Origin of the sequence: Streptomyces sp. NPDC005408 (assembly GCF_040606445.1) — a bacterium.
Taxonomy (GTDB): Bacteria; Actinomycetota; Actinomycetes; order Streptomycetales; family Streptomycetaceae; genus Streptomyces.
The window spans coordinates 17,304-43,669 of sequence record NZ_JBEXEX010000058.1 but is presented as its reverse complement, the minus strand read 5'-3'; the positions used below and the strand labels follow the sequence as shown (position 1 = coordinate 43,669).

The 26,366-nt window shown below is 69.3% G+C and carries 27 protein-coding genes and 1 pseudogene; 17 read left to right on the top strand and 11 right to left on the bottom strand.

Features of this window, described 5'->3' with window-relative positions:
* A pseudogene (locus tag ABZS64_RS33630) lies at positions 1–315 on the top strand (hypothetical protein); the annotation flags it as partial.
* Between the two features lie 11 nt (positions 316–326).
* Entirely contained in the window at positions 327–845 is a 519-nt protein-coding gene (locus tag ABZS64_RS33625; RefSeq protein ID WP_355837890.1) for a hypothetical protein, read from the top strand.
* 215 nt (positions 846–1,060) lie between these two features.
* Here the strand turns inward: ABZS64_RS33625 and ABZS64_RS33620 are convergent, their stop codons facing one another.
* The gene (locus ABZS64_RS33620) at positions 1,061–1,618 is read right to left on the bottom strand and encodes a recombinase family protein (RefSeq protein ID WP_355837888.1); all 558 of its coding nucleotides are present in this window, start codon (positions 1,616–1,618) and stop codon (positions 1,061–1,063) included.
* A 243-nt stretch (positions 1,619–1,861) separates the two neighbouring features.
* Between ABZS64_RS33620 and ABZS64_RS33615 the strand changes: the two genes are divergently transcribed.
* The 3 genes from ABZS64_RS33615 (at position 1,862) to ABZS64_RS33605 (ending at position 3,504) form a co-directional block, all read left to right on the top strand.
* Entirely contained in the window at positions 1,862–2,662 is an 801-nt protein-coding gene (locus ABZS64_RS33615) for a hypothetical protein (RefSeq protein ID WP_355837886.1), read from the top strand.
* A gap of 159 nt (positions 2,663–2,821) precedes the next feature.
* Positions 2,822–3,121 carry a DUF4158 domain-containing protein gene (locus ABZS64_RS33610; protein WP_355837884.1) on the top strand — a complete coding sequence of 100 codons (300 nt, stop codon included), beginning with the start codon at positions 2,822–2,824 and terminating at the stop codon, positions 3,119–3,121.
* A gap of 182 nt (positions 3,122–3,303) precedes the next feature.
* Positions 3,304–3,504, top strand: a complete 201-nt coding sequence (locus tag ABZS64_RS33605) for a hypothetical protein (protein ID WP_355837882.1) — start codon at positions 3,304–3,306, stop codon at positions 3,502–3,504.
* 73 nt (positions 3,505–3,577) lie between these two features.
* Here the strand turns inward: ABZS64_RS33605 and ABZS64_RS33600 are convergent, their stop codons facing one another.
* On the bottom strand, positions 3,578–3,820 hold the full coding sequence (locus ABZS64_RS33600; protein WP_355837880.1) for a transposase: 243 nt from the start codon (positions 3,818–3,820) through the stop codon (positions 3,578–3,580).
* Positions 3,821–3,915: 95 nt separating this feature from the next.
* On the opposite strand from ABZS64_RS33600, the gene ABZS64_RS33595 reads away from it, so the two are divergent.
* A complete protein-coding gene (locus tag ABZS64_RS33595; protein ID WP_355837878.1) occupies positions 3,916–4,056 on the top strand; it encodes a hypothetical protein in 141 nt (46 codons plus the stop codon).
* Between the two features lie 46 nt (positions 4,057–4,102).
* Here the strand turns inward: ABZS64_RS33595 and ABZS64_RS33590 are convergent, their stop codons facing one another.
* A complete protein-coding gene (locus ABZS64_RS33590) occupies positions 4,103–7,108 on the bottom strand; it encodes a Tn3 family transposase (protein ID WP_355837876.1) in 3,006 nt (1,001 codons plus the stop codon).
* 359 nt (positions 7,109–7,467) lie between these two features.
* Between ABZS64_RS33590 and mobF the strand changes: the two genes are divergently transcribed.
* Together mobF and ABZS64_RS33580 are read left to right on the top strand one after the other, a co-directional pair.
* Positions 7,468–11,985 (top strand): MobF family relaxase, encoded by a 4,518-nt coding sequence (gene mobF / locus ABZS64_RS33585; protein WP_355837874.1) that lies wholly within the window; start codon positions 7,468–7,470, stop codon positions 11,983–11,985.
* A 438-nt stretch (positions 11,986–12,423) separates the two neighbouring features.
* The gene (locus ABZS64_RS33580) at positions 12,424–12,984 is read left to right on the top strand and encodes a hypothetical protein (protein WP_355837872.1); all 561 of its coding nucleotides are present in this window, start codon (positions 12,424–12,426) and stop codon (positions 12,982–12,984) included.
* Between the two features lie 61 nt (positions 12,985–13,045).
* Here the strand turns inward: ABZS64_RS33580 and ABZS64_RS33575 are convergent, their stop codons facing one another.
* The 4 genes from ABZS64_RS33575 to ABZS64_RS33560 all read right to left on the bottom strand — a co-directional run bounded on the left by ABZS64_RS33575 (position 13,046) and on the right by ABZS64_RS33560 (position 17,369).
* Positions 13,046–13,633, bottom strand: a complete 588-nt coding sequence (locus tag ABZS64_RS33575) for a hypothetical protein (RefSeq protein WP_355837870.1) — start codon at positions 13,631–13,633, stop codon at positions 13,046–13,048.
* Positions 13,630–15,597: a type IV secretory system conjugative DNA transfer family protein gene (locus ABZS64_RS33570; protein WP_355837868.1), complete on the bottom strand. Its 1,968-nt coding sequence runs from the start codon at positions 15,595–15,597 to the stop codon at positions 13,630–13,632. The genes ABZS64_RS33575 and ABZS64_RS33570 overlap by 4 nt, the downstream gene beginning before the upstream one ends.
* A gap of 191 nt (positions 15,598–15,788) precedes the next feature.
* Positions 15,789–17,114: a DUF2637 domain-containing protein gene (locus tag ABZS64_RS33565; protein WP_355837866.1), complete on the bottom strand. Its 1,326-nt coding sequence runs from the start codon at positions 17,112–17,114 to the stop codon at positions 15,789–15,791.
* Positions 17,115–17,189: 75 nt separating this feature from the next.
* On the bottom strand, positions 17,190–17,369 hold the full coding sequence (locus ABZS64_RS33560) for a ribbon-helix-helix domain-containing protein (protein WP_355837864.1): 180 nt from the start codon (positions 17,367–17,369) through the stop codon (positions 17,190–17,192).
* A gap of 249 nt (positions 17,370–17,618) precedes the next feature.
* Between ABZS64_RS33560 and ABZS64_RS33555 the strand changes: the two genes are divergently transcribed.
* From ABZS64_RS33555 to ABZS64_RS33520, 8 genes are all read left to right on the top strand, one after another.
* Positions 17,619–17,813, top strand: a complete 195-nt coding sequence (locus ABZS64_RS33555) for a hypothetical protein (RefSeq protein WP_355837862.1) — start codon at positions 17,619–17,621, stop codon at positions 17,811–17,813.
* A 169-nt stretch (positions 17,814–17,982) separates the two neighbouring features.
* Positions 17,983–18,162 (top strand): hypothetical protein, encoded by a 180-nt coding sequence (locus tag ABZS64_RS33550; RefSeq protein ID WP_355837860.1) that lies wholly within the window; start codon positions 17,983–17,985, stop codon positions 18,160–18,162.
* Complete coding sequence (locus ABZS64_RS33545; protein ID WP_355837859.1) at positions 18,159–18,437, top strand: hypothetical protein; 279 nt, start codon at positions 18,159–18,161, stop codon at positions 18,435–18,437. Before ABZS64_RS33550 ends, ABZS64_RS33545 begins: the two co-directional genes overlap by 4 nt.
* A complete protein-coding gene (locus ABZS64_RS33540; protein WP_355837857.1) occupies positions 18,434–18,862 on the top strand; it encodes a hypothetical protein in 429 nt (142 codons plus the stop codon). Before ABZS64_RS33545 ends, ABZS64_RS33540 begins: the two co-directional genes overlap by 4 nt.
* Complete coding sequence (locus ABZS64_RS33535; protein WP_355837855.1) at positions 18,859–20,370, top strand: DNA cytosine methyltransferase; 1,512 nt, start codon at positions 18,859–18,861, stop codon at positions 20,368–20,370. The genes ABZS64_RS33540 and ABZS64_RS33535 overlap by 4 nt, the downstream gene beginning before the upstream one ends.
* Positions 20,370–20,834: a DUF4326 domain-containing protein gene (locus ABZS64_RS33530; RefSeq protein WP_355837853.1), complete on the top strand. Its 465-nt coding sequence runs from the start codon at positions 20,370–20,372 to the stop codon at positions 20,832–20,834. The genes ABZS64_RS33535 and ABZS64_RS33530 overlap by 1 nt, the downstream gene beginning before the upstream one ends.
* On the top strand, positions 20,831–21,238 hold the full coding sequence (locus tag ABZS64_RS33525; protein WP_355837851.1) for a hypothetical protein: 408 nt from the start codon (positions 20,831–20,833) through the stop codon (positions 21,236–21,238). Before ABZS64_RS33530 ends, ABZS64_RS33525 begins: the two co-directional genes overlap by 4 nt.
* Positions 21,235–21,945: a hypothetical protein gene (locus tag ABZS64_RS33520; RefSeq protein WP_355837849.1), complete on the top strand. Its 711-nt coding sequence runs from the start codon at positions 21,235–21,237 to the stop codon at positions 21,943–21,945. The genes ABZS64_RS33525 and ABZS64_RS33520 overlap by 4 nt, the downstream gene beginning before the upstream one ends.
* A 60-nt stretch (positions 21,946–22,005) precedes the next feature.
* On the opposite strand, the gene ABZS64_RS33515 is transcribed toward ABZS64_RS33520, so the two are convergent.
* The 4 genes from ABZS64_RS33515 to ABZS64_RS33500 all read right to left on the bottom strand — a co-directional run bounded on the left by ABZS64_RS33515 (position 22,006) and on the right by ABZS64_RS33500 (position 24,553).
* Entirely contained in the window at positions 22,006–22,854 is an 849-nt protein-coding gene (locus ABZS64_RS33515; RefSeq protein WP_355837847.1) for a hypothetical protein, read from the bottom strand.
* Positions 22,851–23,534 (bottom strand): hypothetical protein, encoded by a 684-nt coding sequence (locus ABZS64_RS33510; RefSeq protein WP_355837845.1) that lies wholly within the window; start codon positions 23,532–23,534, stop codon positions 22,851–22,853. The genes ABZS64_RS33515 and ABZS64_RS33510 overlap by 4 nt, the downstream gene beginning before the upstream one ends.
* A 132-nt stretch (positions 23,535–23,666) precedes the next feature.
* Positions 23,667–24,365: a restriction endonuclease gene (locus tag ABZS64_RS33505; RefSeq protein WP_355837843.1), complete on the bottom strand. Its 699-nt coding sequence runs from the start codon at positions 24,363–24,365 to the stop codon at positions 23,667–23,669.
* A complete protein-coding gene (locus ABZS64_RS33500) occupies positions 24,362–24,553 on the bottom strand; it encodes a hypothetical protein (protein WP_355837841.1) in 192 nt (63 codons plus the stop codon). Before ABZS64_RS33500 ends, ABZS64_RS33505 begins: the two co-directional genes overlap by 4 nt.
* A gap of 579 nt (positions 24,554–25,132) precedes the next feature.
* Here ABZS64_RS33500 and ABZS64_RS33495 point away from each other — a divergent pair.
* On the top strand, positions 25,133–26,317 hold the full coding sequence (locus ABZS64_RS33495) for a hypothetical protein (RefSeq protein ID WP_355837840.1): 1,185 nt from the start codon (positions 25,133–25,135) through the stop codon (positions 26,315–26,317).
* Positions 26,318–26,366: the final 49 nt, after the last annotated feature.

The following is a 26,366-nucleotide window of genomic DNA, read 5'->3' as shown; positions in this document are numbered from 1 at the left end:
TTCTCCAGCTGCAGCATCACGGCCGCCACCGTGTCCGCGTACGCCGCGGTGATACGGAAGCTGGAGGCGGCATCCCTGCCGCACCTGGACGCCCCCGGCGCCAGCGCGAAGCCGGAGGACGAGGGCGACGGGAAGGGCAAGGGCGGGAAGCGGGGCGGGCGGAGGGCCGCCGTAGAGTGCGGCTGCACTCCACCCCGCCGCATGCAGCTGACGCCCAAGGTGATCGACGACGGGCCGATCATCTGTGGTCTGTGCGAGCAGCGATTCGCCGTGGTGGATCCGGAGCCTGACGAGGCCGGACAGTCGGCAGCCTGACGGAGACGCGGATGAACGAGCAGGAGCCCACCCCCGCGGTTCCCTGGGAGCGGCTGGCCGCCGACACGGCGACCGTGGACCGGTACCGGGCCAAGGTGTACCGCCGCGGTGAGAACCAGTGCTGGTGGTGGCTCGGGGCGATCAGCGACTCCGGGCACGGCAAGCTCCGGGCAGGGAGCCGCCCGGCAGGCACCTCCCGCGTGGTCTCCGCCCACGTCCTGGGATGGGCGATACACCACGGCGCGGCCGCCCTGCGGAACGGCATCGTGGTTCGGCACACGTGCGACGAGGGCGTGTGCCAGAACCCCCGCCACTGGCTCGCGGGAGAGCGGGTGCAGAACAACCAGGACTTCCAGTCCCGCCGACTGCTGGCCGGGCACGCGCTCGCGGACATGCGGGGCGCGGCGGGCCGGGCGGTCGCGGTCCGGGACGCGATCCTGGCCGCCGAGCTCGGCACGGAAGAGGCCGCCATCGCCGCCGCAGTCGCGGCCGGCCACCCCTCCGGGGACCACCAGGACAGCCTCTTCTGAAGGGGCAGTTCATAGCGTGTCCACGCTAGATCCGTCGCCGTCCGGCTCGACCGGCCACGTCGGCGCGAGCGCCGCCGAAATCACCCGTGGTAACAGTCGAGCCCCACCCGCGCGTCTCGGGGTGGGGCTCTGTGTCGTCTCCGCCCACCGTAGTGGGCCCCGAAGTCCTAGCCCAGACACCGGGGAACAAGTAACCCACTGGTAGGAAGTGGTCGCTACGGGGTGGGGTTGAGGGTCTTGTGCACGACGCCGACGGACACCTTGACGGCGGCGGCGATCTCGCGGATGGACTGGCCTTCGGCGCGGCGGGCGAGGATCACGCGGCGCTTGTCGTCGTCCACGACGGGGCGGCGGCCGCCGACACGGCCGCGTGCGCGAGCGGAGTCGAGGCCGTTCTTCGTCTTCTTCACGATGTCGCGCCGCCGGTCCTCGGCGAGCGCGAGCGCGAGGTCCAGGATGAGGGAGCGTTCCGTGTGCTCGCCGGCGGCGATGCCCTCCAGGACCTTGACGGCGAAGCCGCGCTGGAAGAGGTCGTTGAGGACGATCAGCCCTTCGAGGAGGTTGCGGCCCAAGCGGTCGACCTCCTGGACTGTGAGCATGTCGCCGTCGCGCAGGTAGTCCAGGGCGGCGGTCAGGCCCGGCCGCTCGTCCACGGCGAGCTTGCCGCTGACCTTCTCCTCGAAGACCTTGAGGCAGATCGCATCGAGGGCGTCGTGCTGGCGCAGGGTCTTCTGCTTGTCGGTGCTGACGCGGACCAGTCCGATAAGCGCCACGGTGCAGCCCTTCCGTTCATCAAACGTCTTCAGACAGCGGTCTGAACGCTAGCAGTTGATGAACGGGAAGATGAACAGTTCCGGCAAGGAACCGGGCCACGGGACGGCCACTCGCCGCGTGTTCGGTAAACGGTCGATTGATGAACGCGGGGCGCCCGCCTCGGCCGCGGAGTTCCAACCTGCCAGAGGGCCGGTTTTCCTGTTTGTCAGGCTGAACCTGACAAACAGGCGTAGTGCGGAGACATGACCGATGTGAAGCCCAGGAAGCCCCAGCTGTCACCCCGCGACGAGGCGGTGGTGGCCGTCGCCGAGTCCGCCCGCGTCGTCGCCGAGCTCGCACGCGGCTTGGTGCCGGCCGTGTACGAGGAGCGCCGCAGTGATCCGGCGTGCTACCTGCGCGACGTCCTGACGATCCGCGACAAGTTCCTCCCCACCCTCCTCGCGCGCGCGGTGATCGCCAGCCGTGAGTGCGGAGCGACCTGGGAGCAGATCGGAGAAGCGGCCGGGATGACGCGCCAGTCGGCGCACGAGAAGTGGGTACCGCATCAGGCGGCGTGGGAGGCAAACGGCCGGCGGGGGCACAGCCGGGGCGAACCTGTGGACGCGCTGCGGAGCGCGGCCCGGCTGGAGGACTGGTACGCCCGCGACGGCAGCGACGGCATCGTCACCGGCCCGCGCGGGTACCGCGCGGTCACCGACGGCCTGGATGTCACGGACCGGCCGGAGCAGTCGGAGTTGGAGGATGGAGGGGACTGTCCCGAGCGTCCGGCGACCGTGGCCGCGATGCGCACCGCGCTCGCCCTCTACAGCGACCACGAGTGGGGCGATCGGCCACTGCGGTACCTGCTCGCGTTCCCGCCGGTGGACCTTCTGGCCGACGCGATGGAGTGGGGGTGGTCGGACCCGCGCGTACGCGAACACCTCGTTGACGCCCTTGCCCGGCTCCTGACGTACGGGCGCCACGGGTGGCCCGCCGACGGAGACGACGTCTCCCGCGACCTGGTGCTCGCGGAGATGATCGCGGGCGACCGCAGGTACCCCTGACCGACCGCCTACGCAGCGGCCGGTCACGGCCTCGGGGAACACCGGTACAGCAGTTATCGGTGAGAACGATCATGGCCGTCTAGCACAGTGATCCACTTGGCTGCTGGGGTTCGGTGAAACGACTCCGGGCCTGGTCCCGGGCTGGCTACGGTCCGGCTCGTGCCGGTGGAATTTCTGAGTGATGAGCAGGCCGAGGCGTACGGGACGTTCGCCGAGGAGCCGACGAGGCCCGAGCTGGAGCGGTTCTTCTTCCTGGACGACGTGGACCGGGACCTGATCGCCCTGCGGCGGACGGAGCATCACCGGCTGTGCGCGGTATCCCGCCCTCACCCTGTATTCAGGAGAGGATTGCCCGGAGGGGGCCGGAGACCGGCCGGTCGGGGAGGGGGGGAACTCGGGGTGCGTTGGCGCCGCCCAAGACCTTCACCCTTTCAGCTGATTAAACCGTGTTGCAGCTAGGGAAGTGATATCCCATGACGCAAAAGAGAACGGATGTGGACACGGGTGCGTCGTGTTCCTGCGAGTTCTTCTGTCTCAGCTACCCTTCCTGCATCTGCATTTACGTGTACGACCCCCCACACTGCAATTGCGAGTGCTATGGCTCATACGAGCGCAAGACCAAGGGGAAGGCGCCTCGCGGGTTGAGCCGCGAGACGATGGTCCAGATCTCGGTGCGAAACGCCTCCATGGTGGAGCTCGGCACGCGGTTGTCCGAGTGGTGCGATTTTGAAATCTTTGTACCGGCGCGTGCCTTCGAGAACAAGGTCACGAAGAAATTGACGAAAGTTCCCTTGGAATCGGCGATTAAGGAACTGGGAATGCTGATCGCCGATCGTCAGTGACGCGGCAGGCTACGGTGTCTACGATGCGCGCCGTTTGCCTAGGCGGGCAGTGAACTTGAATCCGTAATGTTTGTCAGTCGTCCATGACCAGGCCGGTGCCGGTGAGGCAGCCGTCGACCACGTCGGGGCGGTACCGGATCTGCTTGAGCCTGTGCTTCACGGCCCTGGTGATCTGGCTCAGGTCGGCTGCGGCAAGGTTGCCGATGTCGCGCTTAACCATCGACCAGATGCCCTCCTGTGGGTTCAAGTCCGGTGCGTACGAGGGCAGCTGGAAGACCGTGAGCCAGTCGGCGTTCGCGGCGATGAACTCCCGCAACAGGGCTGTCAGGTGGATGCGGACGTTGTCCCAGACCAGGACGATCGACCGCCGAGCTGGATGCGGGCCCGGATGAGCATTGCCGCATCACCGCGGTGAGCATCGCCGTGCGCTTCGGCTCCGCCGCCCGCTCCAGCAGCGGCGCCTTCGACCCCAGCGCGTACCGGGCCAGCGCCGCCATCCGGTTCGGCGGGATCTGCGACAGCCTCAGCCGCCCGAGCCGGTACGCGGGATAACCGCAGTACCGATGTTCCCCAAGGCCGGGTCAGTGCGGGGCGTGCGTCATCGCACCTCCGCGGTTGATCGGTCGGCGGCGTCCGCCGGAGTACGGGGGCGGGGCACCGTGAGCCCCAGGTCGAGGCGCTTGTCCATGTCCAGCCGGAACGTGCCGTACGGGTTGACGTTCGACCAGAACAGCGCGGTCAGGCCGCGCCGGTCATCGTCGCTCAGCTTCTTCGCCCACGCGGGTTCGGCCAGGACCTGCTGCACCAGCAGGGTGTTGACGTGCACGAGGCTGGACTGGAGCAGGTGCAGGGCGAGCATCGAGGTCTCGGCGTGCTCCTTGTCCGGGCCGGTGAGGGCGCCGTCCTTGCCGTAGTGCAGCACGGTGTTCGCCGAGTTCCAGTTCTCCACGACCTGGAGGCCCCCGTGGATCTCCCGGCGTAGGCCGGGGCTGGCGAGGTAGTCGCAGGCGAAGACCGTGCGCACGGCGCGGCCGAGTTCTTCGAGCGCGGCGTAGGTGGGGTGCTTGGGGCCGCCGCGCGTGAAGCGCCGCAGCACCTGCTCCGCCTCCGCCGTGCCGAGGCGGAGCGCGGTCGCGTACTTCACCATCTGGTCGTACTGCTGCTCGATCAGCTCCCAGCGGATCGGCCTCGTCAGCGAGCCGCCGAGCGCCGGCCAGCCCGGCGGGGCGTCGTCCGGGCGGTACAGGCGGATGCTGCCGATGTTCTTCAGCCGCGGCAGCAGCCGGAAGTTCAGCAGCTCAGTGAACGCGAACCCGACCACCGAGGCACCGTGGGTGTCGACGTACTGGGACTCGATCTCGGCGTCCGTGCAGTGCCGCAGCAGGCCCTCGATCATCGCCGCGACCTCGGACGACGAACAGGACTTGAGCTGGGAGTAGATGCAGACGTTTTTCCGCTCGACGTGCCAGTAGATCATCACGCCGTTGCCGCCGTAGCGGGCGTGGTACTCGGTCATGAAGTTCGAGGACCAGGACCCGAACTTCTTCGAGTCCGACGCGCACGCGGTGCCCTGCCCCCACCAGTCGGCGTCCCGGGCCGCAAAGGTGCCGTTCACCAGCCGGGTGACGGCCGCGCGGAGGTTGTCGACGGTGATGAAGTGCCGGCGGACGTGCCGCAGGGCCGCCTCGGTCTCGCCGTGCTCGCCGGTCGCCACGATCGCCCGGATGCCCATGTTGGTGCCCAGGGCGAAGAGGGCCAGCAGGAGGCGGCGCTGGAGGACGTCTCGGTCGATGCGTTCGTACGCGGCGACCGAGGAGAACTCCTCGGTGAAGCCGGTGAGGAAGTCGGAGTTCTTCAGCACGTCCAGGAGATCCAGGACGCCCCACCGTCGTACGACCTCGTCCTTGAGGGCCCGGAGACCGGTCGGCTCGTCCAGCGGCTCCAGCTTCGGCACGGTGATCCACGGCTCGCCCTTACGGGTGGTGACCTTCACCCCGCCCGCCGAGCCGTCCGCGAGCGCCGCCGAGAGCCCGTCCAGAGCCGCGGTCATGCGCTTCTTCAGGTCCGCGACGAACGCCCGCGGGTTCAGCGGCTGGCGGAGCGCGGCGTAGTGCACCGCGCGGGTGGCCTCGAAGTCGCCGGGCAGATCGTCCTCCGGATTGCACCAGCGGGCCGCGCCCTCCACGTAGATCTCGCGGCGGCGGACCGCGTCCCTCAGCGCCACCAGCACGCACAGCTCATACGGGATGCGCTCGATGCGGCCCCTGTCGTCGACGACCGCCTCGCGCCAGTCCTTGCGCACCACGCCGTCCATCGGCACCACGTCGCCGGCGTCGTAGAAGCGGGTCTTGCCATCGACGTCGGCGTACTTGGCCAGCAGCGCGAGCGCGTCCATCACCGGCCGGTAGGCGGTGTTGTCGCACCGGAAGCCCAGCGTGTTCAGCAGCGGCGGCAACATCTGCCGGTAGTACGAGCTGTACGACGACCGGAGCGTGGTGCGGACCTTGGCCTTGAACACCTTCTCGTTCGCCTTCGCCTCGGCCACCAGCTCCCGCAGCGTCTTCTCACCCACCACCGGGAACAGGGCCCTGCGTACGACCTCGTCGGGCTTGTCGACGGCGGCCGTCGCCAGCTTGAAGAGGATGCCCTCCTTGCCTCGGACCTTCTTCAGCTCGGCGGTGAGCTGCTTCTCCACCCGGCGCTCGGCGCGGGCATTGATCTTGTGGACTAGGGCGACCAGCAGCTCGACCAGGGTGTCGGTGATCTCCGCCTGCCGCGACCAGCACAGCGTCGCGAGCAGCGTGATCCGCACGCCCTCCGCCGTGTCGCGGAAGTCCGAGGGGTACATCTTGATCGCCCGCGCCCGCCAGGCGGCCACCAGCTTCTCCGAGCAGTCCGCGAACAACCCGTCGGGCAGCCCGAGCTTGCGGACGTCGTTGAGCTTCGTGATCTCGGTGAGCAGGGAGTCCAGGCCGACGGCGCCCGGGTCGCGCTTGAGCGCGGCCAGCAGGGCGGTACCCGCTTCGTTGTCCTCGGCCACCAGGGATAGCAGCCGGGCGGTGCCCGTCTCGCCCAGGCGCTCGATGACGCGGGCGCAGAACGTCGCCTCCCACCGGCCCCGGGCCGCGACCAGGATCTTCTCGACACGGGTCCGGCCCGGCGGCTCGATCTTCCGCGCCCGGTACTCGACCAGCAGGGCATCGCGCTGCCGGTCCTCCACCAGCTCGACCGGGCACACCTCCGCGGCCAGCCACCTGGTGAGTGCCTCCTCGTCCGTGAGCGTCGCCGGCCTGAACCCGAGCGCCTCGCGGATCTGCCTGCGGTGCCGCTTCGCGCCCGCCAGGTCGTACTTCGCAAGCTCGGCCGCCGGGACCTTCACCAGCCCGGCGACGTACTCCACCGCGGGCTGCGGAAACTCCTCGACGAACTCCGGGAACCGGGCCTCGATCTCGAAGAACTTGAGCATGAGGCAGAACCCCAGGCGGGTCGGCCCCGACTTGTTCGCGACCAGCTCCCAGTCACCATCCACCAGGGTCCAGCACGCCACCACGTCCTCTGGTGACCACTCCTGCCGCACACCAGCCCCCTCGCCGTCGGACCTCACGGGCGTTCACCCGCTCGGCTCAACGAGAGCGCAGGGGGCCGGGGAACGGCGCCTGCGGATCTCCCAGGAGCTACCGGCGGGTTACTTGTTCCCCGGTGTCTGCGCTAGGAGTTCGGGGCCTAGTGGGCCCGCTTCCGCTCGCGCCAGTGCGCGCGCCCGAGGAGGATCAGCAGGTATGGGACGCGACTTGACCACCGAACACATACAGGCCGAACCTAGCTTGTTGCATCACGATCTTCTGACTCTCCGAACTGCCCTCTGTCCTAGACCCCCTGAGCTTCTGTCACTTGAAAACCACATGCCTTACCTTCTTTAACACACCCTTGCATTACCATCCGATGGCCCGTACCGTGATCACCATGACCGCCACTGTCGCTCCGGGCTCAGACCCGGGATACCTGATCAATCAGGTGGGGCAGGGCGGGGAGCACTACTACCTGAAGGCCATTGAGCAGGCTGGTGAACCGGCCGGGATGTGGCTCGGAGACGGTGCTAATGATCTTGGTCTGACCGGTGAAGTCGACCACGACCTCATGAGCGACATGTACTCGAAGTTCACGGACCCGCGTCTGCATGCGGCCGTGCGCGCGTCACTCTCCGCAATCAATGCAGAGCCGGGAACGGACGAGTACCGGGCGGAAGTTGCGGCCATCTACGACGCCGCGCGAGTGGGCCGGAAGCCGATGGACTACACGAAGTCCACGGAGGAGAAGGTGCAGGCCGCCCTGGAGAAGCTGGGCCCGGATTCGACGCCGGAACAGCGCCGCGAGGCGGAGCTGAAGGTCCGCCAGAACGCGCCCGCCTCGCGCTCGTACTACGACGTCACGTTCTCCGCGCCGAAGTCGTACAGCCTCCTGCACGCCGGCTACCAGGTCGAGGCCGCGCGGCTGCGCGAGGCCGGGGATCTGGAAGGCGCCCAGGCCGCCGCGGCGAAAGCCGATGCGGTCTGGGACGCGTGGATGGAAGGCGTCCAGGGCGGGCTGGAATTCCTGCAGGAAGAGGCCGGGTATGCCCGCGACGGCCGTCACGGCGCGAAGGACGCCGACGGGGCTCCGACGGGCCGCCAGGTCGACGCGCACCGCTGGACGATCGCCTCATTCCGGCAGCACACGAGCCGTGACAACGACCCGCAGCTGCACGTCCACAATGCGATCTGGAATCGGGTTGAGGCCGAGTCCACCGACCCGGTGACCGGTGAGACCCGTTCCAAGTGGCTGACGATCGACGGACAGGAGATCTACCGGCACACCAAAGCGGCCGGGCACCTCGCGGAGAAGATGGCAGATGAGGCCCTGTACCGGAAGCTTGGCGTGCGGGTGGCCACACGCCCGGACGGGATGGCCCGCGAGATTGTCGGCGTGAGCCAGGAGGTGCGCGACAAATACAGCTCCCGCCGCAAGGCGATCACGGCGAAGACCGCTGATCTGGCGGCCGCGTGGGAGGAGCGCAACGGCCGTGAGCCGGGTGCGCACGAGCTGGCGCGCATGGCCCAGTGGGCGAACCTGAACGAGCGGAAGAACAAGACCGAGGCCGTCCCGCGCGAGGAGCTGCTGCGCCGATGGGAGGCCGACATGGTGGCCGACACCCGCGAGTCACTGGCCGGGATTCCCGCTCAGGTGGAACGCGTCTCTGCGCAGTTGGAACGCGAGACTGCGCAGTTGGAACATCGCCAAGTCGATTTGGAATCAGGGTTGGAATTCGACCCGGAGGACGTCGTCCGGCGCGCGGTCGAGACCGTCCAGGACGAGAAGGCCGCATGGCGTCGCGCGGATCTCGTGGTGCAGATTTCCAAGGGACTGCCGGACTGCCTGGGCGGGTTGGAACGCCACCAGGTGACGGCCCTCGTCAACGAGTTGGCCGACGCTGCGCTGCAGCCGGGCGCGGACGCAGGAGTCATCCGGCTGACCGCGCCCAACTTGGTGCCGCTCCCGCAGGAGCTGCAGCGCGAAGACGGTCTCTCGGTCTACGCCCGCCACGGGGCCCGCCGTTACGCCACCGAGGCTCACCTGGAGCGCGAGGGCCGCATCATCGCCAAGGCCACCGAGCTCGGGGCACCGGTCGTGAGCCGCGAGGCGATCGAGCATGCCGCCGCCGGCGTGGGGCTCAACGAGGGCCAGGAGGCCGCGTTCCGCAGCATCCTCGGCTCGGGGCGCCGCATGGAAGTCGTCGCCGCCGCCGCTGGAACGGGAAAGAGCCGCCTGGCAGGCGCGATTCACGACGTATGGACGCAGGAAGTCGGCCCGGTCATCGGCCTGACAGTCAGCCAGCGCGCCGCCCGCGTGCTGTCCGACGAGGGCGTCGAGACCGCCGCGAACATCGCCAAGTTCCTGGACACGAACCGCCGCATCGAGGCGGGCAGCACCGTGTCCGACCAGGACCGAGCAGCCCACCAGCTGCAGCCGGGCCAGCTGGTGATGGTGGACGAGGCGTCCATGGCGGAGACCGGCCAGCTCGACGAGATCCGCCGCCACGCGGACCGCGCCGGAGCCAAGGTTATGTACGTGGGTGATGGAGCCCAGCTTTCCGCAGTGGGCTCCGGCGGCATGTTCGCCCAGCTGTCCGACCAGCTGCCCAACGTGCACAGGCTGGACGAGGTGATGCGCTTTTCCAGGGAGTGGGAACGGGACGCGTCGCTGGAACTGCGCAAGGGCAACCGCCAGGCCCTGGCCGCGTACGAGGACCGCGGGCGGCTGCGCGGCGGCACCCGCCAGGAGATGGTGGAAGCCGCCTACCAGTCGTGGCTGGCCGACCACATGAAGGGCCGGACCTCCCTGCTCATCGCCCCGACGAACGAGCAGTCGGACGAGCTCGCGGCCCGTGCCCGCGCCGACCTTGTGCGGCTCGGAGTCGTCCAGGACGAGGGCGTCGAACTGGGGCAGAACCGTGGTCTGACGGTTGGCGTGGGCGACATGATCCAGCTGCGGGACAACGACCGCCGCCTCACCACCGCCTCCGGTGAGCGCTTCGCGACGAACCGCGACGTCGTGCGCGTGCTGACCACCGAGGACGACGGGTCGGTGACCGTCGCTTACGACGACGGAGACACGCTCCAGCTCCCGCCCTCGTACGTTCAGGACCACGTAGACCTCGCGTACGCGGGCACCGTGCACGCCGCGCAGGGTCGCACAGTCGACACCTGCCACACCCTGGTTGAAGGAGCTGGAACGCGGGAATCGCTGTACGTCGCGATGACGCGCGGCCGCGATTCCAACACTGCCTACGTCGCCACCGATACGGCGGGCATGCCGCAGGAGCAGCGCCCCGACAAGCTCGCGGTGCTGACCCAGACGCTCGACAATTCCAGCGTGGAGGAGTCCGCCACCCAGGTGCTGGAAGACGAGTTGGAATGGTCCACCTCGCTCGCCAAGCACTCGTACGAGATGGAGGACCTGCAGAACCGCGACGCGGAGAAGCGGTTCGGGCGCGTGCTGTACGAGAAGCTGGGGGACCGCTTCTCGAAGGTCCGCGACAGCGAGGCGTACGGGTCGCTCATCCGGCTGGGCCGCAGCGCCGAGGCCGCTGGCCACGACGCCGTAGAGATGATGCGCGACATCACCGAGCGCGGGCTGGACGACGCCAAGGACTTGGCGAAGGTGCTGCACTGGCGCGCGGAGCAGGCGATCGAGGACGCGGACCGGCGCCAGGTCCGGGCGGATGAGCAGCGCGTACGCGAGGCGGTTGAGGAGCAGGAGCGGACTGTTACCGCGGCCATGGGCGAGGCTCAGCTGGTCGGCGGTGAGCAGGAGGACCTCCTGGCCGCCGCGGAGCAGGCGCTGCAGCTGCAGATGCAGGCCGGGGTCCTGCACGGTGACCAGGAGCCGCAGGAGCGGGTCGCGCTCGCGGATGAGCGTCGGGCGGCTGCCGAAGAGCGCGCCGACTGGCGGACCCGGACCGCTGGAATCGAGGGCCCGGAAGGCGAGTACGCGCGCGGGGTCGCGGAGCTAGCGGAGGATCGACGGCTGGACCTTGGCCGTCAGCTGGCCGAGTCGGAGCAGCTACCGCAGTGGGCGGAGCGGGCTTTCGGATCCGTTCCGGAGGACCCGCTTCGGCGGGAGGACTGGATCGAGCGGGCCGGAACGGTCGCTGCGTACCGCGAGGCGCACGAGTACGAGTCCGAGCGGGACGCGATCGGGCAGCGGCCCGGCCGGGGTGCGGTCGACGTCCGTATGGACTGGGACCGGGCGTACCGGGCGCTTGGCGAGCCCGAGGAGCGGATGGAACTGGTCGGAGCGTCGGACGCGACACTGCGGGGGATGGTCGAGCAGTACGACCGCGAGACCGAGTGGGCGCCGCCGCACGTCGCCGGCCAGCTGCGCGAGACGAGCGAGTCCCTCGCCATCGCCGAGCGCGATGCACTGCAGAAGCGGATCGACGCGATGGAGGCCGACGACCCGGAGCAGCAGCAGGAACTGTTCCAGACCGTGGAGGAGTACGACGCTCTGTCCACGTCGCTGAGCGAGCAGGTCGAGCAGCTGGAAACCGTGCACAGCGCCCGGGAGGCGTGGCACCAGGAGACCGAGCAGACGCGCGAGCAGGCACAGGAAGCGCGCCAGCAGCTGGAACTGCGCACGCCGGAAACCGACGACCTGGAACTGCAGCAGGGCGAGCAGGAACCGGAATTGGAACGGGAGCAGCAGCAGCGGGAACCCGAGCGGCTGCAGCAGCCGCACGCGCGGGCACACGAGGAGCGCACCCTGACAGGCGAGGAGCTGACCGACGCGGTCAGGACCGCCGAACGTGCCAGCGAGCGCGTGGCCGAGCGCGAGCTGCAGCGTGCGACGGAGGAAGCCGAGCGGCAGCGCCGCGACGAACCGCAGGTGCAGCAGGGCCAGGAAATCGACATCGAAGTGCAGCAGGGGCACGAAGTCGAGATGTGATCGGCCAATCCAGGGGCGGGTGTCGAACAGACAGCCCGCCCCTTCCGCTTCCCCGTGCGCTGTCGCCAATTGGCGACAGCGCACGGGCATCAAGTCACAGACATGCGGGGCTCCGCCCCACACCCCGGCCCTCTCTCGGAGGGGGCGGCACTTCTCGGAGATCTTGCCGTGAGTGGGTGGGGAGCTGGGGGCGAGGTCGTGGTGCACTCCCTCCCCGGACGGGCCCCTGGAGGCAACCACAGCCGACGCCGAGCAACCAGGCCAAGCCGCCTACGGCGGTCGCGCGAGCGCGAGCCTGGCAGCCCGACGACGACCGCGGTAGGGCTGCGCCTGCCCGACCGAGGAGGGAGCACCCCACTCTCGAAGCGACGTACGCGGGAGGCCCGCCGGCCATGACGCTCTGGCCCCATGTCAGTGCCCGCAGCTACCGTCATCACCATGGCCAGCAGCAGCGAGTGGAACGAGCGCCAGGGGCCGCCTCCACCCACGCATCCGCCGCGGCATTCAGTGAGCGAGATCCTCGGTACCCCCGAGCACCCGAAGATCCTGCCCGGTGCCACACCCCAGTGGCCTGGCCACGAGAACGGACCGAGCCCCGTCCCGCCGAAGCCGGAACCGCTGCCCGGACTCCCGGCCGCTGTACGGCGCCCGCTCGAGGAGCTGGAGCAGCTGCGCGATGACGCCCTCGCCCAGCGCAACGCCAGCGCGGACGCGCGCCTGAACGTGTACGCGAACTTCCGCAAAGAGGCCGCGGTCGCCGAAGGCGTCTGGACCGCGATGTGCTGGCTGCTCGGAGAGCGCCAGGCCAGCCCGATCAGCCAGGAATGGCACGAATACCCCTTCGTGGGGCGCGTTGTTGGCAGGGAACGATCGCGCGCGCTGGACTGCATTGAGCGGAACGCCTGGCTCGACGTGGACGAAGATTACGGCGCGGGCGTGCTGCACGGCCTGGAGTGGGCGATGAGCCCGCACAAGAAGCGCCCTGTTCCCGCCGGCTGACGGGCATACGGTCGCGAAGAGGCCCGGACCAGATGGTCCGGGCCTCTTTCGTCTGCCAGGGTCAGCCGCCGGGTTGGGCCGCTTGCGCCTTCAGCGCCGCGATGCGCTGCTGCAGTGCCTCTACCTGCGTCATGGCCCGGTCATGACGCTGGAGCGGTGGCGTGTGCTGTGGGGAGCAGTTCTCCAGAATGAGCTTCACGTGCCGGACGCAGGCGGGCAGCCAGCGGTCGAGCCACTCCGCAGTCCGCAGCGGACCGGCCTCCTTGTCCTGGTACGACCACAGCCAAGTGGTGCACAGGCTCGTCAGTTCCTCCACGACATCCGGGTGTTCGTGCCAGCACCCCGCCCGCAGCATCTCCTCATAGGAGGAGGGGAAACGGCCCTTGAGGATCGTCTCCATCCACGCCAGCAGGTACTCCCACGCGCTGGCCTGCTGGCCCGGGGTCATCCCGGACCAGTTCCAGACCCCGCCGGACTGACTCTCGGGCTTGTCCGCCAGCTTCTGGACCACGAGCGCGAGCTCTGCCAGGCGGTCGCCCAGCTTCTGCTCTTCCAGCGCGCCGATGCGGTCGCTGAGGTCCCGCGTCCGCTTGAACATCGCGGCGATGTCTTTCGGCGGCTCCGTACCGTTGCGGCTGGCCTCGCTCATGCCGTCCACCTCCGGTCTTCAGCCGCCGGCGGCTGCGCGGGGATGCCGTGCCCGGGCTGCTCGGCCACCACGGGCGCGGTGCTCGGCATCGGCGGTGCATCGAGCCCCTGCGCAGGGAAGTCGACCCCATGCCACGCGTCGGCATCGAAGCCCTTGGTCTTCGCAGCCCGCTTGTGCGCTTTCGCTTGCTTGGCCTCGGCCTTCTTCAGCTGCTTGATGTCCTTGCGGTCCCACACCGCGGTGAAGGCGTACCGGACCGGCGGGAGCGCGCGATGAAAGAACAGCCCGGTGCCCTCCTTCATGCCCCGGATCTGGTCCGGCGGCATGACACGCACCCGCCGTACCGAGAGGTTCCTGCTCTCCTTCTCCCCGTCCGCGGTCGTCGAGTTGGAGGCGACTTCCTCGTCTCGCTCACCGCACAGCATCGACAGCTCGTCCAGGTCCTGGGCGACGGACAGGCCGCCCAGCACCATCTTGGAGGAGTTGGTCCAAATGGTCTGAGCGCCCCACTGACCCCATCGCTCCTTCAGCTGGCTGATCGACTGCACCGAGATCAGCAGCTGCAGGTTCCGGCCGCCGGAGTCGGCCGTCCACTGGTGCAGCGGCAGCGGGCAGATGATCGCCGCCTCGTCCAGGACGAACCGTCCGTATGGGTCGAGGCGGCCGCCGTTGTTGTCGGCCATCAGCGACGCCACCGCGTGGATCTCTCCGACCAGGCAGTTGAACAGCGGGGCGATGCTCCCGTACGGGCGGTCCCGGCCCATCAGGTACAGGGTGCCGCGCGACCGGATGAAGTCGACGACGTCGAAACGCTGTTCTCCCGGCCGCGGCCGCACGATCTCGGCAACCTGGGGCAGCGCCAGGAACTCGAAGCTCTTCACCAGGGTGAGGAAGATGGAGGCTCGTGTCCTCTCCGGGGACTTCAACTGCTGGTCGAGGTCCTGGAACCAGCCCTCCGGGAGCCGGTCGGCGTGATCTTCCAGCGCCCGACGCCCATCCTTGCCGTCCGGGTTGTTGACCCAGGCCCGGACGGTCAGCAGGTCCCCGCCTTCCAGGGCAGCGAGCATCAGGTACGAGCGCAGCACCCGGAAGGAGTGCGAGTTCCAGAAGGTCGCGTTCTCCATGTCGCCACCGGACGCGGACGCGGCCAGGATGAACCCCGCCCGCCGTACGGCGGTTTCGGGATCCTGGCAGCCCTCCACCAGGTTCCAGCGCATCGAGTTGGCGACGCCGGCCACGTCGCTGTTGAACACCCAGACTGGCCGGTTCTCCTCGCGGCGCTTGTTGTGGGTGTGCTCGTACAGGTCACCGCGGGTCGAGGTGACCACGCAGAATCCGGCTGCGTCGATGACCGCGTTACCGAGCTGCGCTGACTTGCCGGACCGGGGCGGGGCGATGATCAGCACGGTGTCCTCGCAGGACATGAACAGCCCGCGCTTGTGTATCAGGTCCGTGCCCAGGTACAGCCCCAGGGCGTGGGGGCTGATCTCCCGACGCTTGACGTCTGCGAGGGAGGGACGCAGGACGGCTGCGCGCTTGCGCAGGGTGGCCCCGGACAGTGCGCGAAGTTCGTTGGTGTTAGCGAACCCGATCTCGCGCGATGCCTTGGGGGTGCTGGTCGGCCCGGTGCCCGCCCATTTCTGCTTCAGGTGGTAGTAGCCCAGGCCCGCACTGGCCACGATGGTCAGGCCAAATCCCGGGTACCCGCCCATCGGCCAGTGCGCGGCGACGTTGCCGAGGACGTCCAGCAGACTGCCCATGGACGGGTCAGGAACGCCGCCCTCTGTCCCTCCGGCGGCCGCCATCACAGGCAGGCCGAGCGCGGACACGGCAACGCTCTTGCGGGGCTTGGTGGCGGTGATGCCGCCGTAGTGGCAGCCCATGGCGCGCCGCATCCAGCGCGGTTCCAGACCCGTGGTCGGGGGGCTGTTCTGGCTGGTCGTACTCTCTTCCTTGCGTGACACGAGGTGTCTCCCTCTGGTCGCGAAGTCCCCGGTCCGGCGGTGCAAGCGCCTGTCCGGGGGCGCCTCTTTACGGATGAGAACCGGTGACCCTTGGTCACCGTACGTCCCGCCTCTGACAGTCGGGACTCCTTTAACGTGCCGCTCGTTCCGGTGCGGGCGGATGAAGTCCGCCCATACGGTGCCGTGTTGGGTCAGCTGTGCTTGTCGATGATCGGCCGCAGGTACTTGCGGGCCGTGTCCACCGTGAAGCCCGATCCCTCGTACAAAAGCCGCGCGATTGCGCTTGCGGACCGTCCGCGCTCTTCCGGGGACAGCTGCAGGTAGCGGTGCTCCAGCAGGTCCACCCCCGTCAGCTCGACTCCCTCCGCTTCCGGCCCAGGCCCCGGCTCGGGCAGCGGCCCGACGTTGTCGAGCGGCTCGGGACTGTCGCCAATTGGCGACAGCTCCGCCTCGTCCGCGTCCGGCACGAGGTCCTTCTCGAACCAGCCGACGCGCGCCTGCACCATCGGCGGCCGCCCGTCCCTGCGCGCTGCCACCGGGACCTGCGCCAGCTCCGCCAGCTGCTCGGGGGTAGGGAACTCCCCCTGCTCGCGGGCGTACGCCTCGAAGGCCTCGTACTCGCCCTGCTCGAGACTCGGCTCAGGCTCCCGCTGCTGTGCCTGCCTGTTGCCATGGCGGTGATGATGGGGCAGGACGTCCTCGCGGACCATCTGGTGCGGCACCGTGGTCAGTTCCGGGCGGACGTCCACGCGCTCCAGTTGAGGAACCTCGATCCCGGCGGCCGCGAGTCCCGCCGGCCCCGTCTCCGCGAGCGGGACACCGTACTTGGCGAGCCGCAGCGGCATCAGCGCCTCCACCGGCGCCTTGCGCCGCCACCCGCGCCCGAAGCGGGACTGGAGACGGGCCTGGTAGACGAGACGATCCTGCTCCAGCTTGATGGTCTGCTCGTAGCTGCGGAGCTCCCACAGCTTCATCCGGCGCCACAGCTTGAAGGTGGGCACCGGGGAGAGCAGCCAGCGGGTGAGGCGTACGCCTTCCATGTGCTTGTCGGCGGTGATGTCCGCGATCCGGCCGACCGCGTGCCGGGCCGCTTCCACGGAGACGACGAACAGCACCGGGATGACCGCGTGCATGCCGACGCCGAGCGGGTTGGGCCATGCCGCCGCGCCGTTGAATGCGATCGTCGCGGTGGTCAGCAGCCAAGCGGTCTGCCGCAGCAGCGGGAACGGGATGCGGATCCAGGTCAGCAGGAGGTCCAGCGCGAGCAGGACCACGATTCCCGCGTCAATGCCGATGGGGAAGACGAGGGAGAAGTTGCCGAAACCCTGCTCCACAGCGAGTTTGCGGACCGCGTCGTACGAGCCTGCGAAGCCGATAGCCGCGATGACGACCGCGCCAGCCGTAACCAGCCCGATCAGGATCTTGTGAACGCGGGTGAGCTTCGGAATCTCCCTCTTCGCTTCGGGGGTGGGCGCTGCCCCGTGGGGATCAGCAGCCGTACCCTGGTGGTGACGCATGCAGGTCTCCAAATCTTCAGCGTCTGAGCCTCGGTGGTGTTGCCTCACCGCCGGGGCTCACTCTTTTTGCGCGGCTCAGCCGCCCCGCTTCTTCAGGTATTCGTCGATTGCGCGGTCTAGCAGGTCTTGCAAGTTCTCGTCGTTCGCCGCGGCGTACATGCGCAGCCGCTTGCGAACCGACGCCCGCACGCGACCCGAGATCAGCACGCGCTCCTCGTCTGCCTCGCCGGCCGCCTGGTCCCGCTGTTCGGGCACGTGGCCTCTCCTCGTGGGTGGTTCCAGTGTCTGGAGCACCTTAGATCGCCTCCCTTCTGACGCTCGATTAGGACCGTACACCAGATTAGCTAGGAAGTCAGCATTCCATATTGTTGACAAGCTAGCTTGAGGGGAGGTTAATGGAATAGCGAGAGGGCCGGGGTTCCAGCCCCGACCCTCTCCGCCCGGAACGGCGCGCCAACGCCTTCCGAGCTGGGACACCCCTAATCCGTGAAGAGAGGGATCTCCGTGCAACAGTCTGTCAGCCGTACCTCCGGCTTCTCCATCCCGGTCCCCGCGTCGCGCCAGCTCGCGCTGGTCGGCAAGAAGGGTCCGGCCTTCACCGGCACCTGCCCCGACTGCGACGACTTCCAGACCGTCGTCCGCCGGGACGCGCAGCTGACCACCGTCAGTTGCAGCTGCCAGCTGGCGGCCGCGTCGTGAGCCCCGAAGCGCAGGCCCTCGAAGAGGCCCGCCGCCAGGCCGCCGAAGACCTTCGGCGCGCGCAAGAAGCGGCCGAACGTCTCGCAGAGCTTGCCCGGCAGGGCCAGCCCCAGTGATTCCGGCGGGCTGCCCCGCCCTCCACTTCGCGCCTTGATGGAGAGGCACACCCATGTCGCATTGCACCAACACCGTCGTCCTGGAGCGGATCTCCGACAGCGAACTGCGCGCCGACAGCCGCGCGGAGTGGCTGGCCGGGGAGTACCGCGCCGCCGACTACCCGACCGCACACGTCCACTACGACCTGACCACCGGCACCTTCGTGGTCGTGGCCTCGCAGGGAGGTGCGTGACAGTGATCGCCTTCCGCGAGCGCCTGATCGCCTTCGCTGGGCTGCTCTTCTCCGCCCTGGTCGCGCTGACCTCCCTGGAGATCGGCCGGACCCTGATCGCAACCTTGGTGACCGCCCTCACCGCCTACGGGCTTACCGCAGCGCTCGCGGCGCTGCTGCTGTCGGTGGGGCTCAGGGCACTGCTCCGTGCCTCCAAGCCGCTCGTTGCCGTCGCCGTGGTCACCGCCCTGGTGCTGTGGGCGATGGGCCGGGCCGTGGTGGGGCTGGTCGTATGACGAGGGCCCTGACCATCCGCCAGCCGTGGGCGGCCGCCATCGCCTACGCCGACAAGCGGATCGAGAACCGGACTTGGCCTACGTCGTACCGCGGGCCGGTCCTCATCCACTCCAGCAAGACCTTGGACCGGCGCCACGGCCCCATGGTGGCCGCCGTGGTGCGCGGGCTGCAGCTGGACCTCGGTGCCGTGCTCGCGGTCGCCCGGATCGTCGACTGCCACGAGGACGACGGGGAGTGCACCCCCTGGTCCGCCAGCGGCCAGTTCCACCACGTCCTGGACGAGGTGACCGTCCTCCCCCTCTCGGTGCCCTGGACGGGCGCTCAGGGCCTATGGGTGCCGCCCGCTGACCTGCTCGCCAAGGTCCGCGAGCAGCTGGACGAGGCCACCGCCGCACGACTGCTGGGAGAGGAGACGTCCCGATGACGCGCCGTTCTGCCACCTCCCGCCCGACCTCCATTCACCTCTTCTGCGGAGCTGGCGGGGACAGCGACGGGTTCCGCCGCGCCGGGTTCGATGTCGTGCTGGGGGCCAACCACTGGAACCGGGCAGTCGAGACCCACGCAGCCAACTTCCCCGAGGCTGAACACCTCTGCGTCGATCTGGACCACTACGACATGCGGCGCCTGCCTAAGGCCCGCGTGCTGGTCGGCTCCCCGATCTGCACCGAAGGCAGCCCCGCCGACGGGGTCAAGCGGCCCAAGGCGGCGCCCACCGCCGGTCAGCTCGACCTGCTCGAAGAGGGCCCGATCCAGGACGCAGCCTGGGAGCGGACCCGGGCCACCGCGTACGACATCCTGCGCGCCGCCGAGGTCCACAACTTTGACGCGGTCGTCTGCGAGAACGTCCCCCGCTTCGCGACCGCCTGGCCGCTGTTCTCGTGGTGGTTGCACGGCATGGAGATCCTGGGCTTCCGGCACCAGATCGTGTCCGTCACCGCCGCCCACATTGGTGGAGACGACAACCCCCACGCCCCCCAGTGGCGGGACCGGATCTTCGTTGTCTTCACCCGCCGGGAGATGCGCGCGCCGGACCTGAGCGTCCGTCCGCTGGCCTGGTGCTCGGGGTGCGGCGAAGACGTGCGCGCGGTTCAGGCATGGCGCAACGGCCGGACGATCGGCAAGTACCGGCAGCAGTACGACTTTAGGTGCCCGCACACTCGATGCCGCCACCAGATCGTGGAGCCCTACGTACGCCCCGCCGCCACCGCGATCAACTGGTCCGATGCCGGTATCCGGATCGGCGACCGGCCCGCACGCGGTATGCGCCCGCTGGCCGCCGCGACCCTGCGCAAGATCCGGCTCGGTCTGGAGAAGCACCGCGTGCCGTCCGTGGTCACGGTCAACCACGCCGACCAGGGCGACGGCCGCGCCTTCCCGGCACTCGCTGCTCCACTGCCCACCCGCACGGTGAGGATCGGCGACGGGATCGCCATCCCGCCGATGCTGGTCCCCACCGGAGGCTCATGGAACCGCGACACGGCAGCCGTCACCGTGCCGATGCGGACCCGCACCACGACCGAGAGCGAGGCCCTGCTGCTGCCGGGCCCGTTCATCACCGAACACCGCGGCGGAGGCAGCACCACCCGGGGGATCAACGACCCGCTCGCCGCGATCACCGCCGGGGGCAACCACCACGGTCTGGTGATCCCGTACCGCAAGGGCGGGCCGACCACGACCGCCACGCCGCTGCACACCGTTGCGACGCGAGAGTCGGCGGGCGTGGTGCTGGGAGCGGACACGGTCCCTGCGGAGATCGAGCTGGAGGACTGCTACTTCCGGATGCTGAGCGCCCGCGAGCACCTGCGTGCCCAGCGCTTCACTGACGACTACACGGTGCTGGGCCACGGAGGCGAGCAGACCAAGCAGGCCGGGAACGCCGTTCCTGCAAACGTCGCGCAGTGGATCGCCTCCCGTCTGCTGGAGGTCCTGTAATGGCGTCCCGCAAGGACCCGCAGGAGATGAACGGCGGCTACCAGCTGGCCATGTTCGCCACCGAGCCGGAGCCCGCCATCACGGCGGGCCCGGCCCCGGCGGAGGCCGAGCAGCTGTCGCCAATTGGCGACAGTTCCCCCGTGGCCGCCACCACGGTGGTGGACCTCCACGCGCACCAGGACGACCCCGCGCTCGCGGACGTGCTGTACGTCGGCCGCCCCATGTACCAGGGCGGGTGGAAGCTGCACGGCCACCCGCTCGCCAACCCCTTCAAAGTCGGCCGCCACGGCGACGCCGCCCAGGTGGTCGAGAAGTACCGGGCCTGGCTGGGCGAGCGCCCGCAGCTAGTCGCCCGCGAGGTGCCGAAGCTGCGCGGCCGGCGGCTCGGTTGCTGGTGTGCCGAAGGCGACCCGTGCCACGCCCGTGTGCTGGCCGAACTGGCGGACCAGGAGGTGGCCCGGTGAGCAAGGAAGAGGAATTCAACCCCTGGCAGTTCGACCGCGAGGCATTCGACAGCGGGCGGTCGAAGGTGACCGTCGAGCGCCACGGCCACGAGGTCTCCCTGGACCGCTACGGCATCTCGATCGACGGCAGCCGCGTGGTGCGCGACGACCTGAAGCACGCCAAGGGCGACCCCGGATTCGAGGTCCGTTTGGACGGCACGGTGATGTACCGCGACACGGAAGTGGCATCCATAGCCGAGCCCGAGAGCGGCTGGAAGCCCGGGGAGGTGACCGTCTGGGGCAAGGACGGACCCAACAACCGGGAGCGGGAGGAGGCGGAGCGCCAGCGCCGCGACCAGGGCCAGCAAGCGGCCCAGCAACAGGAAATCGACCGAGACCGAGAAGGACAGGAGATAGCGCTGTGACCGACAAGAGCCCCGCGCCGTTCGATCCGGCGCTCTACCTGATCGAGCAGGCCCACCGGCCGCAGGTGCCGGACACGTTCCGGCCCGCCCCGCCGCTGGCGACGCGGTCCGCCGCCCGCTGGCTGTGGGACAACTTCGGCCGTTTCGCGCCGGGTATCGCGACCACCGCCGTGTCCGCGATGGCGTGGTCGTGGAACGAAGAGATCCCGGACGGCTCCACCATGCCGCTGTGGATCACGGGTGCGCTGGCCGCGCTCGCGGGCAGCGCCGGGTGCGTAGCCGCCGCCAAGCAGCACGGCGACAACGACACCATGCGCATCTCGTTCGCCGCGGGCGCGGTGCTCGCGGTCGCCGGGGTGTCTGCCTGGACGCCGAACTGGCAGCTGGCTGCGCTGCTGTGGGCCGCCGCCACGGCCGGGGTGTACGCGGTGTGCGCGCCCATGTGGCGGTCCGACCGCTGCGAGGCGCGCGAGCAGCAGCACGAGCGGGTGATGGAGGAGACCCGCGGGGCGAACGCCTGGCGGCTCGCCGTCACCGAGGCGAGCGCCCGGGTGGCCATCGAGCAGTGGAAGCACAGGACGGAGGAGGCGAAGGTCGAGGCGATTGTGGCCGCCTCGCAGGCGCGCCAGCAGCGCGTCCTGGAGCCGGGCCAGGAGCTCGACGTCAAGGCTCTGTTGAAGGCAGCGCAGCAGGCAGAGCTGAACTGACCGCGCCGCACATACCGAAGGGCCCCCGCCAGTGGCGGGGGCCCTTCGCTGTGCTCGCAGCTACGCGTCGGCCCGGCCAGGCACGACGTCCGCGCGCCGCTGCAGCTTCACCGCAGCCGAGCGGACCCGGCTCAGATCCTTGGCAGCTTCCCCCAGGTCGTACGGAGCCGTGTCCCGCTGCAGCGCCTCGTCCAACAGGCGCACTGCCTTCTCGGCCGCCGCAGCTGCAGCCCGGATTTCCCCATTGACCAGCTCCGCCGCGTCGTCGTCGACCAGCTCCGCGTCGACCACCTCGTCCTCGTCGGAACTGTCGCCAATTGGCGACAGTTCCGAGGGGCGGACGCCGAGTCCTTCAGCATCACGACGCCCCTGGATCAGCGCTGCAGTGAGCCGCTTCCCGGACTCCTCTGCAGCCTCCCGGGAGCGCAACAACAGCCCCTGGGCCGCCTCGTCACCGTTGTAGCGGACCACTGTCGCCAGCGGCCGGGCCTGCCCCTCCGGCAGGGCGTCGACCACGGCCGGCCCCAGTGGAGCGAGCGCCCGCCGGACCAGGGCCAGGTCCATCAACCGGTATGCGTACGACCGGTCCCAGCCCCATCGGCCCTTGATGTAGTGACCGAACCGCTTATAGCCAGCGAGGGTGAACAGCTCCCCGTTGCGGATCTCCTCCAGCAAGAGGCCCAGTTCCTGACGGTGGCGGACCTGCAGCTGCCGAAGGTTGTGCTGGTACTGCGCCACCGAGGACTCGATGCGGCTCTCCAGCTCCGCGAGCCGTGCCTCCGGTGAGATGTCCACGGCCTTGCTCGCGGCGGCCTGGGCAGGCAGTTGAGCCCCACCGCCCCGGCTCTGCAGACCAGAGACGAGCGTTGCCCCAAAAGCCTTCTTGGCCTTGTCCGATGCCTTGCTCACCGGGACACCACGTCCAGGATCTCGCGGGCCATCGTGTCCATCTCCGAGCCCTCCACAACCTTGATCGGCTCACCGAAGGACTGGGCGAACCCATCCCGACCGTTGGACTGGTGGAAGCGCGAGCGCAGCACGGTGTAACCGGCCTCCGACAGGATCTCGTCGATATCGTCCGCAGAGGCCGCGCTGCGGTCGACCATCGTCAGCAGAATGACCAGCTGCGGTGCCCGCGCACCTGTGGCCTCCAGCTGCTGAATCGCGCCCAGGACCGAGGCCGCACGATTGAGCTCATTCTTCGTGGGCTGCATACACAGCACCGCCAGGTCGACCGCGCTCAGCACGGCGATATGTGGCCCAGCCGCCTTGCGCTCCCATGCCCCCGTATCGAGGGCCCCCAGGCCCTTCTCCGGGGTGAGCCGCAGCGCCTCATTGCGGATGTGGTGTATGGCGGGCGCGGGGTAGACCGGCGCTCCCAGGTCGACCGCCTGCGCGTGCTCGTACAACGTGCCGTTCTCGTCATCGCCAGGCACATCGGTGTCGATGCCGATGCAGGAGACTCCGTACGACGTCCAGTAGGCCAGCCAGTGCGCGAGCAACGTGCTCTTGCCCGCGCCGCCTTTCCCGATCATGGCTACCCGGCGCCCCTCGGAGGGCAGCACCGGAACGGGGCGAGATGTAGTCATGGCACGGGACGGTACCGCCACCCGCCGAGATCCCGTGTACCGACCGGCCTCTGCCCCGCATCTGCAACATGACGAAGGGCCCGCCATCGAGACGGGCCCCGACTCAAACTGTCGCCAATTGGCGACAGCCACTCACGACAGCGGCGTGGCCTTCCGCGGGGGCGGGATCCGCTGCAGCAGCTCCCACAGCGGGCGCGAGCCCGCCGCCCAAGCCCCCAGTAAGTGGCGGTCGACCAGGTGTATCCGCTGGGTCTTCGCGAACGGCAGCGCAGGCCGCGAGAACTTGCCGTTGGTCACGAGCACCACCACGTCCGCTCCGTGCACCGGCCGTGCCGTGCCGTTGAGGACCTGCAGATCCGGCGTCCCGACCGCCGACCCGGCCAGCCCGTTACGGCGGTGCTTGCACTGGATCACCCACCGCCGCCCGTATGGATCGGTCGCCTTCACATCCGCGCCGTTGTCACCCGCACCGCCGACCTGGAGCGCGTCCCGACATCCGTCCCGGTGCATCAGGTCCCGTATCGCGTGCTCGAACTGCCGGTGATGCAGGGCATCGAGCTGCGACAGCTGGTAGCGCAGCCCCTGGGCACGGACCTGGTCCCACTGAGCGCGCTGAGCCCGCTGGTAGAGCCACCAGGCGCCCGCGGCCGCCGCGAGGACGCCGACGACGACCAGGAGCCACCAGTGCGCGGCCAGCCAGTTGACGACCGCGAGGAACAGCCCGGCGGCCGCCACCAGGGCGACGACCAGCAGCAGCAGTTCGACGTCCCTCTGCGACTTCCGCGAGCGCCTCCGACGTGTCCGCCGCCGCGCAGGCGGCCGCCGGCTCACCGCTGGCTCCCCGAAGAGGGGAAGACGATCGGATAAGTCACGGACTTCTGCGGCCGCGGTGCCCTGTCGGTCTTCGGAAAGACGATCGGATAGGTCACCGACTTCTGCGGCCGCGGCACCCTGCCGCTGCCCGGCGTGTGCACGGTGACGTTCTGCCCGCTCACACCCCAGACCACTAACACGGCCACACCTATCAGCGTCATTTGATGTCTGGAGCCCGGAGCCGAACGGTGGTACGCCGAGACCTCCGTGCCGTCTTTCCTGACGTACTTGCCGATGAATGGCAAAGCGTCCCCCTCGTGGTCGATGCGTTCCCCGCGCAACGAAACATCGAAGCACCCGCCACTGACAATGGGTCAGAATGCGTACACCCGCAGTGATCACTGGGCGGATTCAGTCCAGGTCAGGACTCTTTGCCTCCGGCGGGCCACCCTGCGGAGGGCGTGGGGGCAACGATCTTGGCTGCGGATCGTGGGTGGTAGGTCGGGAGTGGACGCTGGTGGCCCCCTCCTTGGGCAGCACCGAAGGCAACCACAGCCGCCGCCGAGCAACCATGCCAAGCCGCCTTCGGCGGTCGCGCGAGCGCGAGCCTGGCAGCCCGACGACGACCGCGGTAGGGCGGAGCCTGCCGCCCAAGGAGGGAACCTCCAGCTCAGGAAGAGGTCTGGCTGTCGCCGAGCGGATCCGTACGCACAAGCCGTACGGCGACAGACCGCGCGTCACTAACGCCGTGCGTTCCGTGATCGGCCGCGGTTACGGTGCTGGACATGGCGACCAGCACGGCAGAGACCCAACACCCTGGATACGCACTGCTGGTAGCCACCGAGCCGCCCGTACGCGCCCCGATGGCCGTCACTGCGGTGCTGCCCCAGCTTGCGGCCGTCCCGCCGGCGCATCTCGTGGGCACCGCGTACGCGTCCGCCGTGCAGCTGGCCAACCCGGACGACCCGAACACCGTGCTCACCGCCATACGTACAGCCGCCGCAACCCAGGGCCCGCTGCTCGTGTATCTGGCCGGACACCTCCAGCTCGATGCACGCCAGCACCTCGTACACCTCGCTCTGGCCCGCACTACGGCGCGAACGGTCCGGTACACCGCCCTCCCGTGGCACTGGCTCGCGGCGGAGCTGCAGCACCGCGCCCACGGCAGCACCGCGGTGCTGGTCGACGCGACCGCCGACGCGGATGTGTGGCAGGCGCTGAGGAGCGGAGAGGCGTATCTGGCGGGGCCGTTCGACCTGTACGGCGCGGTGCAGCTGCACGACCGCCGTCACCGCCCCACGCCCTCGTACACGCACGCGCTCGCGCAGATCCTGAGGACCACGCCCCAGCGACCGAGCACAACGGCGCTGCACCGTCAGGCCGTCCGAGCCGCCGCGCTCGAGGAAGCGTCCACGCTCTGGCTCGGTGACGCGTTGCCTGCCGAGCAGCCGCACATCGAGCACCAGCAGGCGGCAGCCCCCGAGCCCCCGCGCACGGTCGAGCCACAGCCCGAGCCCGCGCCGGCCGCACCGCGCCAGGCGGTCGAGGATCCTCACCGGCCGCTGTTCGAGGCGGCCGCCGCCGGACGCCACGGCGAAGCCGCCGCCATGGCTGCAGCCTGGGAGCAGGAAGCGATACGCGCCCACGGGCTGGAGAGCCCGGAAGCCGTCCACTGGATCGAGGTTCAAGGCGAGTTGGCGCGACAGGCCGGGCAGCATGCCCGCGCGTGCGACCTGTGGATGCGGGCCGCCATCACCCGCTTGACGACGGGACAGAGCGAGACGCACCTCGACGTCACGGCCGCGGTCGACCGCGCCCACCATTGCTGGCACCACGTCACCACCCCGGACTTGATTCGGGAGTTGGCCGTCAACCTCGTCACCCTCCGGACAAGGGTCCCCGGAAAGAGTGGTGCGCGGGAAGACATTCAGCGACGCCTCGCGTCTCTCAGTGAGGCTGTCAGCCCCTGAATCCCGGGGATTTTGGCCTCGAACTGTCACACGGGAAGACGCCAACTAG

Coding starts and splice junctions, on each gene's coding strand:
- ABZS64_RS33550 (WP_355837860.1), top strand. CDS start 17,983: ATGTCGCATTGCACCAACACCGTCGTCCTGGAGCGGATCTCCGACAGC.
- ABZS64_RS33510 (WP_355837845.1), bottom strand. CDS start 23,534: ATGACTACATCTCGCCCCGTTCCGGTGCTGCCCTCCGAGGGGCGCCGG.
- ABZS64_RS33535 (WP_355837855.1), top strand. CDS start 18,859: ATGACGCGCCGTTCTGCCACCTCCCGCCCGACCTCCATTCACCTCTTC.
- ABZS64_RS33565 (WP_355837866.1), bottom strand. CDS start 17,114: ATGCGTCACCACCAGGGTACGGCTGCTGATCCCCACGGGGCAGCGCCC.
- ABZS64_RS33625 (WP_355837890.1), top strand. CDS start 327: ATGAACGAGCAGGAGCCCACCCCCGCGGTTCCCTGGGAGCGGCTGGCC.
- ABZS64_RS33495 (WP_355837840.1), top strand. CDS start 25,133: ATGGCGACCAGCACGGCAGAGACCCAACACCCTGGATACGCACTGCTG.
- ABZS64_RS33575 (WP_355837870.1), bottom strand. CDS start 13,633: ATGAGCGAGGCCAGCCGCAACGGTACGGAGCCGCCGAAAGACATCGCC.
- ABZS64_RS33615 (WP_355837886.1), top strand. CDS start 1,862: ATGACCGATGTGAAGCCCAGGAAGCCCCAGCTGTCACCCCGCGACGAG.
- ABZS64_RS33530 (WP_355837853.1), top strand. CDS start 20,370: ATGGCGTCCCGCAAGGACCCGCAGGAGATGAACGGCGGCTACCAGCTG.
- ABZS64_RS33540 (WP_355837857.1), top strand. CDS start 18,434: ATGACGAGGGCCCTGACCATCCGCCAGCCGTGGGCGGCCGCCATCGCC.
- ABZS64_RS33580 (WP_355837872.1), top strand. CDS start 12,424: ATGGCCAGCAGCAGCGAGTGGAACGAGCGCCAGGGGCCGCCTCCACCC.
- mobF (WP_355837874.1), top strand. CDS start 7,468: ATGACCGCCACTGTCGCTCCGGGCTCAGACCCGGGATACCTGATCAAT.